Source organism: Borrelia parkeri (assembly GCF_023035815.1).
Taxonomy (GTDB): Bacteria; Spirochaetota; Spirochaetia; order Borreliales; family Borreliaceae; genus Borrelia; species Borrelia parkeri.
Window position 1 is genome coordinate 516,592 of sequence record NZ_CP073159.1, and the last position, 15,328, is coordinate 531,919.

At 29.3% G+C, this 15,328-nt stretch carries 8 protein-coding genes; 7 read left to right on the forward strand and 1 reads right to left on the reverse strand.

Going from position 1 to position 15,328, the window contains the following annotated elements:
• Positions 1 to 75: 75 nt before the first annotated feature.
• From der to trxB, 7 genes are all read left to right on the forward strand, one after another.
• Positions 76 to 1,392, forward strand: coding sequence for a ribosome biogenesis GTPase Der (gene der, locus bpSLO_RS02555; RefSeq protein ID WP_025407386.1), 1,317 nt, complete (start codon positions 76 to 78; stop codon positions 1,390 to 1,392).
• The gene (locus tag bpSLO_RS02560) at positions 1,389 to 2,642 is read left to right on the forward strand and encodes a hypothetical protein (RefSeq protein ID WP_025407385.1); all 1,254 of its coding nucleotides are present in this window, start codon (positions 1,389 to 1,391) and stop codon (positions 2,640 to 2,642) included. The genes der and bpSLO_RS02560 overlap by 4 nt, the downstream gene beginning before the upstream one ends.
• 5 nt (positions 2,643 to 2,647) lie before the next feature.
• Positions 2,648 to 3,334 carry an HAD family hydrolase gene (locus bpSLO_RS02565; RefSeq protein WP_025407384.1) on the forward strand — a complete coding sequence of 229 codons (687 nt, stop codon included), beginning with the start codon at positions 2,648 to 2,650 and terminating at the stop codon, positions 3,332 to 3,334.
• Positions 3,335 to 3,353: 19 nt separating this feature from the next.
• Complete coding sequence (locus bpSLO_RS02570; protein WP_246989759.1) at positions 3,354 to 10,241, forward strand: SpiroCoCo family coiled-coil protein; 6,888 nt, start codon at positions 3,354 to 3,356, stop codon at positions 10,239 to 10,241.
• A gap of 12 nt (positions 10,242 to 10,253) precedes the next feature.
• On the forward strand, positions 10,254 to 11,801 hold the full coding sequence (locus tag bpSLO_RS02575; RefSeq protein WP_025407382.1) for a phenylalanine--tRNA ligase subunit alpha: 1,548 nt from the start codon (positions 10,254 to 10,256) through the stop codon (positions 11,799 to 11,801).
• Complete coding sequence (pheT, locus tag bpSLO_RS02580; protein WP_025407381.1) at positions 11,794 to 13,488, forward strand: phenylalanine--tRNA ligase subunit beta; 1,695 nt, start codon at positions 11,794 to 11,796, stop codon at positions 13,486 to 13,488. Before bpSLO_RS02575 ends, pheT begins: the two co-directional genes overlap by 8 nt.
• A gap of 98 nt (positions 13,489 to 13,586) precedes the next feature.
• Positions 13,587 to 14,564 (forward strand): thioredoxin-disulfide reductase, encoded by a 978-nt coding sequence (gene trxB, locus bpSLO_RS02585; RefSeq protein ID WP_025375516.1) that lies wholly within the window; start codon positions 13,587 to 13,589, stop codon positions 14,562 to 14,564.
• A gap of 28 nt (positions 14,565 to 14,592) precedes the next feature.
• On the opposite strand, the gene rlmB is transcribed toward trxB, so the two are convergent.
• Positions 14,593 to 15,327, reverse strand: a complete 735-nt coding sequence (rlmB, locus tag bpSLO_RS02590; RefSeq protein WP_025375517.1) for a 23S rRNA (guanosine(2251)-2'-O)-methyltransferase RlmB — start codon at positions 15,325 to 15,327, stop codon at positions 14,593 to 14,595.
• Position 15,328 lies beyond the last annotated feature (1 nt).

Consider the following 15,328-nt stretch of genomic DNA (forward strand, 5'->3'; position numbering starts at 1 on the left):
TTTATAATTGGCATAAAGCTGCAATATCTGATATTATAATAGAAAAACCTACATAAGGAAAGAGGCAGTTTAGCTTTGATTGGTTCTAAAGTTCAAGATTATAAAAGTGTTCTTATTGTTGGCAGACCAAATGTTGGGAAGTCTACTTTATTTAATAAGCTTTTAAGCTCAAATAGAAGTATTACTGATGAAATTTATGGAGTTACTAGGGATTTGATAAAAGAGATTTGTACAGTAGATTCTTATAAATTTTATTTGATTGATGCTGGTGGATTTACCCTTTTAAAGGATGAACTTAGTAGGGTTGTGGTTAATAAAGTTATAAGCTTGCTTGATAGCATTGATTTAATCTTGTTTGTTTTAGATGTAAATGAAATTTTATCAGAAGATTATGAGCTTATTGAAAGGTTAAGAAAATATAGTGATAAGATAGTCTTGGTATTAAATAAAATAGATAGTCATCATAAGGAAGCCTTAACTTATGAATTTCAAAAGTTAGGCTTTCAAAAGAGCTTTTTAGTTAGTGCGACTCATGGAAAAGGAGTAAATAGCTTAAGAAATTTTTTAAAAAATTCAGTAGGCAAATTGGCAAGTGATGATAATCTTGATGTTAAGATTGGCATTATAGGGAAGCCAAATTCAGGCAAATCTACTCTTATTAATTTTTTAGCAGGACGTGAAGTTTCAATTGTGTCTCAGGTTGCTGGGACTACAAGGGATTTTGTTAAAGCAAGATTTCAAAGGAATGGTAAAACATTTGAGCTTATTGATACTGCTGGAATAAGGAGGCGAACAAGGGTAAATGAACTTATTGAACATTATTCTGTAAGTAGAGCTTTAAGAGTAATTGATATGGTAGATATTGTCTTTTTATTAGTTGATGTTAAAGAAGACTTAACGGCTCAAGATAAGAAAATTGCTCATTATGCAACTAAACGGGGTAAAGGGATTATTATTGTGTTTACCAAGTGGGATCTTGTAAAGTCAAAAAGCGGTTATTTTGAGGCTTTAAAGAATCGTGTTAAGTTTTTTTTCCCAATTTTAAATTTTTCTCCCATATTAAGAATATCTGCTCATAAAAAAGAGGGGGTAGATAATCTTTTTAAAGAAGCAATTAAATTAAAAAAACAACTTGAATTTAAAATAAGTACTGCTGATTTGAATAAGATGTTAAGTTTATGGATTAAGGATTATCATTTGAATGCTTCACATAAAGTGAAATATATAACTCAGATTAGTGTTAATCCTGTTAAGTTTATTTTATTTGCGAATAAAATAACTAATTTTCCAAATTCTTATTATAATTATTTAGTAAATAATATTCGTAAAATTGGTTATTATAATATTCCAATTTTAATAGAACTGAGAGAAAAAACAAGAGACTTAAAGTGAGATATATATTTTTATTTTTGATAGTTGCTAATCTGAATCTCTTTGCATTTGAGAATTTTTTTTATGATTTTAGTGTTAGAGCAAATTATGCAAAATATTTTAATTCGAGGAATACTGCTTTTAAGATAAACCCCCAAAAATATTATATTTCAGATAATTATTATGTTGAAGTATCAAATTCAATATTGGGAGATTATGCTTACTATTCTTTTTTTAATCGAAAAAATGGTGCGTCTTATATTTTACCAGGCTCTTATGTAATTAAGGTTGGAAGATATGGTATTGAACAGATAAAGATATTTTTTCTAAATAGAGCAGATACTTTTATTAGAATAAAGGCAGGTGATGTTCATTCAAGTGCTGATTTTTATTTAATTAATACTTTCATTTATAAAGATATTAAATTGCCTTTTAAAATTAGTGATATTGCTACTGGTTCTTTTTTAGAAATAGCTAAATATATTAGTAATTTTATTGATTTTGAACTTTTTAGACCCAGATCTCTTGAAGCTTATGATAATATTTCTAATATTGTTGACAGTCTGAGAGCCTTTTTAAAGGTTTCTCCTTTAATATTTGAAGTACATGATGGAGCAATGAATGAACTAGGTGAAATGGTGTATATTAGAACGGGTGAACCTCAAAGAGAACCTATAGGATTTAATTGTTCTGGATTTGGTAAATGGGTAGCAGATTCAATTTATAAGGCAATGACAGGAAAGCTTTTAAAAATAAAGGATCTTAAAGTTAAGCATATTGGAATTAGGGGTAATAGTTTTACGAAGTACTATGAATTTAGTAGGGATCCATTTTTTGGACTTGATTGGACTCGTAATATTGCCTATAAACTTAAAAATGTTGATGCTAATCTAGACTTATCTAGGGTTAAGGAGTTAGATGTAAATAATATTGGTTTTCTTAAGTATATTGAAAACCGTGGATATGAGATTGATAATTTAGAGTTTATTTTGTATTATTTAGCTGTCAAGGAGCCTGGTCATATGTATTTTGGCTCTTTGAATACAACAATTAATGGATTCCCAGGAAAGGTTTTTCATAAACATGTTGTTGTGTTATTTCCATTTATTGATAGAGAATCTATTTTTAGAGTATCTTTAATGGAAATTAATGATGAAACTTCAATTAAATCACTTAGAGGTAGATATCCAAATTCATATATTCATTTAGTTAGGGCCAAAGTTCCAAAGAATATATCTATAGTGCCAATACCCAAAAGGATAAATAATTAGATATTATGATAAAAGCTGTAGTTTTTGATCTTGATGGAACTCTTTATCCTGAAATTAATATTAATTTGATAATGTTTCCTGAATTTTTAAAAAATATTAAATTTTTTTTAGCTTTTAAAAAGGTAAGAAAGGAAATCAGAGGTTTACAAAAAGGAAAAAGTATTCCTTCTAGTAGAGATGAGTTGATGTCTATTCAGATTAAAATGCTTGCTGATCATTTGGGTTTTGATGAGAGTAGGTGTGGATTTTTATTGAATAAAATATATTATAGTGAATCTTTTAGGAATAAATTTAGAAATCTCAAACCGTATTTTGGTGTTCATGATTTGATTTATTTTCTTAAATCAAAAGGAATAAAATTAGGAGTGATGTCAGATTTTCCTATTGCAACTCGTGTAAGTAATTTGTTAGGCATTGAAAATAGTTTTTGGGATGTTCTTTATTCATCAGAAGAGACTGGTTACTTAAAGCCAAACAAAATAGCTTTTTTAAGGATTATGGATGAATTAGGTATAGATAGTAATCATATTTTATATGTTGGTAATTCTTATGAATATGATATTTTAGGTGCTAGTGGTGTGTGTATGAGAACGGCTTATCTTTCTAAAAAAAAGTTGCTTAAAGATATGAAATGTGATTTTATCTTTAGTAATTATAAAGACTTGCAAAGATATATACTTTTAAATATATAGAGTGTGGGTAAAATATTTTATGATAGATTTTGTAACCGTTTTGGTTAATCTTTTATTGGTTTTCGTGATTTTATTTATTTATAGGCAGTATGATAGACGTTCAAGGGCTTTAGATAAGATTAAAAAATTTATTGATATTGCTAAGGATAACCTTGAAGATTTTATTGATGAGAAGACAAAAGAGATCAATAATCTTGCTGTTGATATGGAAGCGTATCAACGTTCTAGTATAGAGATCATAAAAAAAATAGATGAAGTTCAGCGAAAAATTAAAGATAAAAGTAATGATTTTGCAGAAGTTGAAAAAAAGATTGCTTATCATGATTCTATGCTTAAAGAGCTAGATGACATGGCCCTTAAAGTGCAAGATAATATACAACGACTTCAAGTGGATGGAAAAATAGTAGATAAACTTTCAAAAACTTTAAAGAATTTTAATACTCAGATTGATTCTATCGATTCTAGATTAAGTACAGTTTTTGAAAAATTCGATAAGACAAATAAGGAAAATCTTGAGACTATCAAAATTGAGAGTTGGGATAAGTTTGATAACACTATTAAAGATTTTAGTGTGAGAATGGATAATCTGGATAGAGAGCTTATATCTTATCAAGAATCATTGGTAATGATTGAAGAGAAAAAAAGAGAAATTTTGGATAAGGGTAATGAAAAACTTGAGAATGAATTTAAGGAGTTTGTGTTTAAAATTGAATCTAGCATAGATAATTATAATAAATCAATGGAAGATTCTTTTGGTATATATGAAACTAAATATAAATCAATAGAAAATTCTCTTGATCTTATTGTAGAGCAAGCTAAGACTAAAATTAATGATAAGGAAGATTTTATTTTAACTAGATTGAATGAGGAGTTACAGATAAAATTTGATGAAGTCTTTATGTACGTCGATGAGCGTTCTCATCATATGAGAGATAAACTCGAAAGCAAATTAGTATTAATAGACAATGAAATTTCTTCTCTGAGTTCTGTTTTTAAAGATAATACCTATTCTAGGCTGAATTCTCTTGAAGAGACTATAAGACAAGAGATGAGACAGTATGAAGAGCAATTTGCAGATATTTTGGAACAATTTAGGGTTCAAATTGAATCTAGTGTTGGTGATATTTATAAAGAATATGATAGTAAGATAAATCAATTTGATAAAGACATAAGAGATAGGATAGAGAGTAGTTTAAAGGATGCTAATTCTAGGATAGAGAGTGTTCAGGGTGGAGTTAGGACTTTGCTTGATGATCTTGAAGAAGATTCTAATAGGATATATGTTGAATTTAAGGAAAAAGTTAAAGGGGATATTGATAGTTTTAGTGAAAATGTATTTTCAAGAATGAATGATGTTGGAAGTGAATTGGAATTGAAACTTTCAAATATCAGTACAGACATTCAAGATAGAATTTCTAAGTTGGATAGTAGCTTATATTCAGAGCTTAAAGAAATGAATGAAAAATTTGTTAATGATTATTCGTGTTTAGATGGTAACATTAACTTAAAGTATGAAACTCTCTTAGAAGCTCTGAATTTAAAAAGTGGTGAATTAGAAATCCAACTGAAGGACAAGTATAAAAATATTGCAGATAAATTTGAGCATGACATTGATAAGCTCACCATTAAATGTGATGAAAAATTTAGTAGAATTTCTGAAAAATCAGATTATGATTATCAAAATTTTGAGATTACTAGTACAAAGTTAAAAGAAAGTATAAGTTCTTTAAATGATTTGTTAGTACAAGACTTTGAGACTTTAAGAAGAGACTTCGAATCCAAGTTAAGTAAAGTGAGTGCTGATATTAATAATGAAGTGTTTAATTTAAAAAGTCATTATGGAGAGGATATAGGTGAATTTATTAAGCAGATGGAAGCTGACAAATTGCAATATGAACATTGGCAAAGGAAAGTAGGTTTGAATTTAGAGGATATTAAGTCTTATCTAAATAAAACTAATGAAGAATTTTTAAATTTGATTGAAAAACAAAGGACTAAGGGAAAGGAACTTAGTGAAAATATTTTCAATGAACTCTCAGAACATATTCAAAAAAAAGCAATGGATATGCATACTAATTGGAAAGATGAGCTTATTGTTTTAAATAAATCTTTACTTGATGTTAAAATTTCAAGTGAAGAATTACTTTTATCAACTTCTTCAAAGATCGATTCTTTTGAAAAAGATGTTAATGAGAGACTTGAATATGTTACATCAAAGACGGAGGACTTTGAAAGTTCAGTATTAGATAAGTATAAAGAATTAAGAGATATGTCATATAATAACAGTGAAGAGACTTTATCAGGGATTAAGGAATTTATTGATAATCAAGCCGAAATAATTCATGACAAAATTATTATGATGCTTAATGGACTTAATGAGGATTTTTCTAATAAAGAAGAGTTAATTAAAGGCAATATAGAAGAACTTGATTATAGACTTAAAGATTTCAAAGTTGAATGTGAAGATGTTTTGAATAATCTTAGATCGGATCTTGATGGATTTATTGAAGCTAGGATGCAAAAAGTTTCTGAAATTAAGATAGATAATCAGAAGCAGATAGATAATTTTTTAAATAGAATATCGGAAGACATCTTAAGTAAAAGAGATATGCTTAATAGTGAGATAGATAATAAGCTTAATGATTGGCAAGGTAAGTTAAGTGAAATATCAGTGAATATTGAGAATGTATTATCTTCAGGAAAGATTGATATAAACTCAATTAATTCTGAGATGACTTTAAAGATTGAGGATCTTAAGAGTACTTTTGAAGGGCTTGAGAGTTATTATCTTGAAAAAATAGATGAGTTTAGAAATCAAGGAAATGTGTATGCAGATGAACTTCTGAAAAATATTATGAGTCATTTTGATACGGATACTAAGGACCTTGAGGAAAGTTTATCTAAGAAATTTGCTACAGTCTTAGAAAGGTCAGAAGAGTTTGTTAAAGAAGTTGATAGTTTGCTTAAGGATAAAAGGACAGATATTGCTTCATTTCAGGCAAGTATTGATATTACCATTGATTCTCTTAATTCAAGATTTAATGATGTGAATAGAGAAATTAATGAAAAATATAGTAAGGTAATATCTGATTCTAGAGGATATTCAGAAACCCTTGCAAATAAATTAGAGAATGAGATAGGATATGAGATTGAAAATGTAAATAGAAGGCTAACAGACAAAATAGATATTCTTAGCAAGAATATGGATGAAAATTTAGAAAATTTTAAGTCATCTTTTGATGTATCAAAGTATCAGGTTGAAAATTTTGAAATTAAAATTAAGGATATAATAGAAAAAGAAGAGCTAAGACTTGGTGAATTACTCAGAGAAATTGAGCGACAATATAGAATTAGACGGGAAGAGGCAATTGATTACAAGAAAGCCATAGATAGTGATATTATTCAGTTAAGAGAACAGTTTATAGGAGTAATTAATGAACTTAAGAATAATATTGAGGATAAATCTGAATTTTTAAATGATCTTTATAAAGAAAGATTCAAGATTATTGAAAATAATTTTGAAGAGAGATATTCAACATTTTTTATTGAGAGCGAAGGGGCTATTTCAAAGATTAGAGATGAAATATATAAGATACTTACAGATAATGATGAACATTTGAGAGCAAAAATTTCTGAGATGGATCGTAATTTTGAGATAATCGATGGAAGGTCAAAGGAAATTCTAGAGCTTGAAGAAGATTTAAGAAAGAGAATACAAGAAGATAGTAATAACATACATCATCAATTTGATGTCATTAAGTCTGGTCTTGAGAAGGAAATAAAAGATCACTTTGATATGTATATGATTAAAGCCACTGCTGCAATTGATGAAGAGATTGAAAAATATGAGCGTGGGATTAATGAAAAGATATCCGTTCTTAAGTCAATTGAAAATAATTTTGAGATGATAGAGAAGAATTTAAAGGATAAAATTAGCGAATGTCATAATGAATTAGACAAGACTCTTGATGTGAGATATGCTGAGCTTGAAGGTAAGTATGATGAGAAGCATTTGCTTGTAGAGAAGAAGATAAATGACAAGACTAATTCAGTTGAAGAGCTGATTGCAAGTAAGTATGCTGAGCTTGAAGGTAAGTATGATGAGAAGCATTTGCTTGTAGAGAAGAAGATAAATGACAAGACTAATTCAGTTGAAGAGCTGATTGCAAGTAAGTATGCTGAGCTTGAAGGTAAGTATGATGAGAAGCATTTGCTTGTAGAGAAGAAGATAAATGACAAGACTAATTCAGTTGAAGAGCTGATTGCAAGTAAGTATGCTGAGCTTGAAGGTAAGTATGATGAGAAGCATTTGCTTGTAGAGAAGAAGATAAATGACAAGACTAATTCAGTTGAAGAGCTGATTGCAAGTAAGTATGCTGAGCTTGAAGGTAAATATGATGAAAAGCATTTGCTTGTAGAGAAGAAGATAAATGACAAGGCTAATTCAGTTGAAGAGTTGATTGCAAGTAAGTATGCTGAGCTTGATAGCAAATATTCCAATATGCACCTTGATATGGAAAATAGATTAAATGCATGTATTTCTGATTTAGGTATAGAACTTGCTCGTTCAAGTGAAAAGATGGATAAAGAAATTGAAGAACAATTAAAAAATCTTGGTGAACTTAAGTTAAGTTTGAGTAATATCGAAGGGGATGTATTAAAACTTAAAGAAGATTCTTATCACAATGTGTCATCCTATCTCAAACTTCTTGAAGAGGATTTTTTTAAAGATTTGAAAGAAAGAAGTGATAATTTAAAAAATTCTTTAGAAAATTTTGTGGCATCCTCAGATCAAAGAATTGAAAATTTAGAGAGACATATAATTAAGAGCTTGGAAGATAAAGAAATTCTTATGAAGAATTTTAGAGTTGAAATTGAACAGGAGCTTATGCTTAATAAAGAAAGTTTTTACTCAGAATTTAATAAAGAGTTTGATGTTAAAAAAAGAGATGCAGAGAGTAAAATAGTTGTAATGGAAACTAATGTTACTAATCGAATAGATGAGTTTATTCAACTTGTAGACAATCGTCAAAATAATGTTGATTCTTGGTTTTTAAAAGTTAAAGATGATATGATAAATTGGCAAGAAAATGCTTACAAAGAGCTTGAAGAAAGAGCGGGCATTACAAAAAGGAGTTTAGATAAAATTAAAAGTGATGTTTCTGCTATTGAGAGTGGCTTGGAAGTTGTTAAAGATGATGTTAATCAGAGAACAAAAGAAATTTTTGATCGTTTGCAAGCAGATATTAAAGAATTTGAAAATAGATCTTATCTTAACTTGAAGAATATTTCAAATGAGGTTCAGGGTAAAGTTTTAAATATTGAAGATTTCATGGATTTTAAGATTAAATCTATAAATGATAAGATAGACTTACATGTTGAAGAGCTTGCAACACAAGTGGAAATCAAATTTTTAAGTCAGCAAAAAGATATTGAAGATAAAATTATTGAGGCTAATGAAAAGTTAGAATATGAATTCAATTCAATGGCTTCTAGGCTTGATGAGGAAAAACAAAATATTGTAAGTAAATTTTTAAATGACACAGGCGGTTTTGAATCTCAAGTGCAATTGATGCAAGATGATGTTTTAAAGCTGGCTGAGAAAGTGCATGCATATAGAATTGATATTGAGAAAACAATTAGAGAAAATTATGATTCTTTTTCCAGTTCTATAAGAGAGGAATATACTGTGTTTGAGAATGAAGTTAAGAGTAGTTTGAATTATTCAGAAGAAGAGATACAGGCTTTAAGGGATAGTTTGAAGATTCAAGTTAATAGCATAGAATCTGAATTTAAGGATAAATATGATTTAATGATTAAAGGTATTGATGATCGTGTATCACAACTTAAGTTAAAAGTATTAAACTATGATGGTGAGCTTAATCATTTTATAGATGAGGTTAAGGATAATTTAATTGTATACAAGGCTGACTTGAGAGAAGAACTTGATAGTCGTTATGCTGTAATGAGTTCTAAGCTTGAAAATTTTAAGAGACTTGAAGTTGAGTTAGAGAGAAATAATGAACTGATGAAAGAAGTTTATTATTTCAAGAATAACTTAGAAGAGTTACGGGGAACTTTAGCAAGTGAAATAAATCTTATTCAAGGATATAAAGGTGACTTTGAAGGTATTACTAGAGAAATTGGAGACATTAAATCTAAATCATCAGATATTATTGAGGTATTTAATGATTTAAAGGACCATCAAATGGATATTGAGGGAATTAAAAAAGATCTTACTCAATTCCTTGAATTTTATACTTCTTTTAAGGAGAGGTATAAGAAATTGACAGAATCTTATGATGAAATGCAGATTTACAAAAGTAAACTTAAGGAGATAAAAGAAGCACAAAGTAATATTCTTGATAATTATGATAGGATTAGTAATAAAGATAGCATATTAAAGTCTACATTAGAATCTGTTGATAAAAACTTTGATTTGATAAATGAAATAGAGAGTAGGATGCATGTATTATTTAAAGAGAGTTCTGGGTTTCAGCAGAGTCTTGGTGAGTTGAAAGGCATTATGTCAGAATTATTGGTAAATAAAGATTTATCACAGGAAGTGCTAAATAATGTTCAAACTCTCAAAGAAATGCTAGGGGAGATTGAGAGCAAGTTGGAACATACTAGAAATATAAGAGAAAAGGTTGCAAAATCTGAGACTCGGTTAGAGAATTTAAATATTGCTGCGGAAGAGAGAATCAAAACCCTTGGAATTCTTGTAAAAACAGAATCCAAGTACAAAGATAATGTTGGTCTTAATAACGAAACAGTTAGAGATTCTGTCATTAAGCTTATGAGACAAGGTTGGAGTGCCTTGGAAATTTCTAGAGCTACTAAATTATCTATTGGAGAGGTTGAGCTTATCTTAGAACTTGGAATTATTAGTAAAAGTGATGATTAAAGGGATAATTTTGTGAAAAATATATTTGAGGTGGTAAGGACTTTACATCCTCTTGAGATAAAAGTGATTTTAAATTATAAAGAGGGAGATGAAATTTTTGCCTTAAGGCTTGCTGCGGATTTACTTTATAATGAAGGACAATCAAATAAAACAATTGAATGGCTTGTTTCTAAAGATATTCTTAGGGAAACTTTTAGAAAACTTAATGTGTTTTATCGCCTAACTGAAAAAGGTGTTGATGCTTTAGCTAATGGTTTAGTTGAGGAGAGAATAATCAATCTTGTATCTAGAAAAACAGTTCTAGTTGCCAATTTGCCGTCAGAGTTAGAAATTGATGCCAGAGATGTTGGTAAGGCATTTGGCAATTTATCTAAAGAGGGAGTTCTATCTTTGGGATTAGGTAAAGAAATCCTTGTTAAGGATTTAAAGCGTTCTAGTTACAAGATAGTTAAAAAATTACTTTTCAAAGCTCAAAACAGCGATCTTTTAGAAGATGATTTATCTCAAGATGAATTGTTAGTCATTTCTAATTATTCTAAGAAAAAAGGCGCTGGTGATGTGTTATTTAAGGTGATAGAAAGCTTGGACCTAAAATTTGAATTTTCCAAATTTGGATTAGAAGTAAAATCTGAACTTGAAAGAAGTAATCTAACAGGTGATGAGATTGTAAAGTTGACCCCTGAAATGTTAAAAAATAAAACTTATGAAAATAAAAACTTTAGGGCTTATAATATTCATGTTTCATCTAATAAAACCTTTATTGGGCGTGCAAATCCTTATTCAGAGTATATTGCTAAAGTTAAGGATAAGCTTGTAAGTCTTGGGTTTGAAGAATTTGATGGTCCTTTGGTTGAGAGTGAATTTTTTAATAATGATGCTCTTTTTATGCCTCAGTTTCATCCTGCACGTGATATAAGGGATGTTTATTATATCAAGGAACCAAGCGCACTTAAATCTTTGCCCGAGCCTTATTTTTCTAATGTTAAAGCTGTTCATGAAAATGGTTACACTACAGGTTCAAGAGGTTGGAGGTATGATTTTAGCGAGAGTATTTCAAAAAGATTAGTGCTTAGAACTCAAGGTACAGTGCTTTCAGCAAAGCAATTAATTAATGCAAAAAATCCTGGTAAATATTTTGGAATTGTTAGGTGTTTTAGATATGATCAAGTTGATGCTACTCATGGGGCCGATTTTTATCAAACAGAAGGGATTGTTATTGGAGATGTTAATATTAAAACCTTATTAGGTCTTCTTGAAATTTTTGCTAAAGAATTGGCTGGTGCTACTGATGTTAAATATGTTCCTGCTTATTTTCCATTTACAGAGCCGTCAATTGAAGTTCATGTGAAACATCCTGTGCTTGGTTGGTTTGAGTTAGGCGGGAGCGGTATTTTTAGACCAGAGGTTACAAAACCTTTTGGAATTGATGTTCCTGTTATTGCTTGGGGTATTGGCATTGATAGAATGGCTTTAATGCATTTAGGTTTAAGTGATTTAAGGGAGCTTTTTACCCATAATATTGGTGATGTTGTATTGAGGCGAGGAAAAGTCAATGCCTAAGGTTGAAATTTATAAGAGTATTTTATTAGAAAAGATAGGAAAAATTTTAACGAAATCTGAACTTGTGTCTATTCTTGAAATGACTAAGGCTGAAATTTGTGAATTTGATACGGTTAATGATAAGATCAAAATTGAATTTAATGATACAAATAGACCCGATTTATGGTCTTATACAGGACTTGCGCGTCAAATTAAGACATATCTTTTTGGTCATTTACCTTCTTTTAAGTTTTTTTCAATGGCAGATAATTTGCAAAAATTTTATGGTGAAATTTTGGTCAGTCCCGAAGTATTTAGTATTAGGCCTTTTATTTTTGGATTTTTGGCCAAAGGTGTGATTTGCAATGAACGAATGCTTGAAACTTTGATTCAGTTGCAGGAAAAGCTTTGTCATAATTATGGACAAAAGCGTAAAAGGGTTGCGATGGGGATGTACTCATCAGATTTAATTGAGTTTCCATTAAGTTATACTGTATGTAATTCTGATTATAGATTTATTCCTCTAGGTATGGATACTGAAATGTCTATTGAGGAGATCAATAGGGTACATTCTAAAGGAATAGAATATTCGACTATTCTTGCAAGTTTTAATAAATATCCTTTATTGTTAGATTATAATGATAAGGTTCTCTCTTATCCTCCGGTAATCAATTCTCATGATATTGGAGCTTTAAAGGTAGGTGATACCGATTTATTTATTGAAGTTACGGGAACTAATCTTGAGGCTACTTTGTTATCTTTGTCAGTGATTGCTTGTGATTTGCATGATATGGGTTTTGAAATTTTACCAGTAAAGACCATCTTTCCTAACGAAACTTTATTTGGGAAAGAAATAATTTGTCCTTATTATTTTCAAAATACACTAGAGGTTAATGTTGATAATGTTAATAAAATGCTTGGTAGCAATTTTACGGCAAATAATATGTGTCTTGACTTAAAAAAATTAGGGATCTCAGCTTACTTTAAGGAATTAGATAAATTTTATGTTATTCCTCCTGTTTATAGGAATGATTTTCTTCATGAAGTAGATGTTATTGAAGAAATAATGATAGGTATGGGATTGGATAATTTTAAGCCAGAGCTTCCCAAAGATTTTACTCTAGGAAGACTGAGTCAGATAGAAGAGTTTTCAAGAAATATTAAAAATTTAATGATTGGAATGGGATTTCAGGAAATGATTTATAATTATCTGGGATCTAAGACAGATTTTATTGAAAAGATGAATATTGAAGGTGATGATTTTTTAAGTGTTGCTAATCCAATGACAGAGGGGTATGAGTATATTAGGGGCTCAATAGTGTCTGATTTGCTTAAATCTGAGAGTATTAGTTCCAATTTTCCTTATCCGCATAAGATTTTTGAGATTGGGAAGGTAGCTTTAAAAGATTTAAATAGTGTTGATGGTACTATTACTTATGATAATTTGGCTTTTTTGATGGCTGATAAGGAGTTTTCATTTAATGAGATTAATTCTTTAGTTTCATCTCTTTTTTATTATTTAAATATTGAATTTAAGTTAAGAGAATCAAGAAAATCTCTTTATATAGATGGCAGAGGTGCTGATATTTTAATCAATGACACCGTCTTAGGTGGCTTTGGTGAAGTATCGCCTTACATATTGAGAAATTTTGGAATTATGGTTCCATGTTGTGTCCTAGAGATTAATCTTAATAAACTTTTAAATTAATACAAATATTTTTTATTGATGTAACATTTGGATGAAGTTATATTTAAACATTTTATATAGTGTATTTTAATAAGTGAAATAGGAGTTGCGGGATATTTATGTTAGAGTTTGAAGTACTGGATATAAAAAAGAGTAATAAAAAGGTTTTAAGAACAGCGATGAGTTCCATTGAGGATGTAATCATTATTGGTTCAGGACCCGCGGGTCTTACGGCTGGAATCTATACTGTTATGAGTGGATATAAGACAGTTATTTTAGAAGGACCTGAGCCTGGAGGGCAGCTTACAACAACTACGGAAGTGTATAATTATCCAGGATTTAAAAACGGTGTAAATGGAAGAGAATTGATGTTAAATATGAAAGAACAGGTGATCAATCTGGGTGCTATCACTTATCTTGAGACTGTAACATCTATAGAAAAAAGAGATAATATTTTTTATCTCTTTACTGATAATTATATTTATAAAAGTAAAGCTGTTATTATTGCAGCGGGATCGGTACCTAAAAAACTTAATACTCTTAAGAATTCAGATTTGTTTTGGAATAAAGGTATTTCTGTGTGTGCAATTTGTGATGGGCATCTTTTTAAGGGAAAAACAGTTGTAGTAATTGGTGGGGGTAATACCGCAATCTCGGAAGCTATTTATTTAAGCAAATTATCAGAAAAGGTATATGTTATTGTGAGAAAGGATTATTTGAAAGCTATTGCTATGTTAAGACAGAATGTTGAAAAATTACCTAATGTTGAGATTTTATATAACTGTGAGGCTATAGAAGTTAATGGAGATAATGTTGTATCTATGGTGCAAATTATTGATAATAAGAATAATTCTACTTTTAAATTAAGTGTAGATGGGATATTTATGGCTATTGGTTATAAGCCAAATACGGAGTTTGTAAAAGGATTTTTGGAATTGGATGAGGATGGATATATCTCTACTCAAGATTTCGTTAAGACTAGTGTTGAGGGAGTGTTTTCGTGTGGTGATGTTAGTAACAAGCTTTATGCACAGGCTATTACAGCTGCTGCTGAAGGGTTCCTAGCTTCTGTTGAGCTGAGAAATTTTTTGGGATAATTAGATTACTTTGATTCTAAAAAATATGTTAAAGTAAGTTAAGTTGTCTTTTTATTTCAAATATTAAAATTCCTGTTGAAACCGATACATTCAATGAATCTATTTTGCCTGTAGTTGGGATTTTTACTAAAAAATCTGAATTTTCTTTTATTAATTTGTGTATTCCTTTGCCCTCATTTCCCATAATAAGTGCAATTTTGGTATCATTTATTTTCATTGTGTTTATTGCTTTTCCTTTGATATCGCTTGCATATATCCAAAATCCATTTTTTTTTAAATCTTTTATTATATTATTTATATTTGGGACTATCAATTTATTAACATATTGACTTGCGCCAGAGCTAGTTCTTAAGGTGGTTGCGTTGTCTTTTGCACTGCGTCTTTGGCTAGTAATTACAAGATCAATGTTAAATTGTTCTGATGTTCTAAGAATTGCTCCAAAATTTTGAGGATCTTCTATTCCATCAAGTATTAAGATAAATACATTATTTTTATGTTGAAATTCTTCTAAGAATTCTTCTAAATTTTTATCTTGTTTGTTTGTATTGTTAGATTTAGAAATTTTTAATTTTAATGCAAAACCCCTATGATTGTTGTTGCCAATTATCTTAGCAAGATCATTCACTTTTATTATTTTAGTATTATATTCTCTGGCTATTTTTTCAATATTTATGCTTTTTGGACTTGTTTTTGAAATGTATAATTCAAGTCCTTTATTATTTTTTATGCTTTCAATTATTGAATTGGCGTGTGTAATATACATA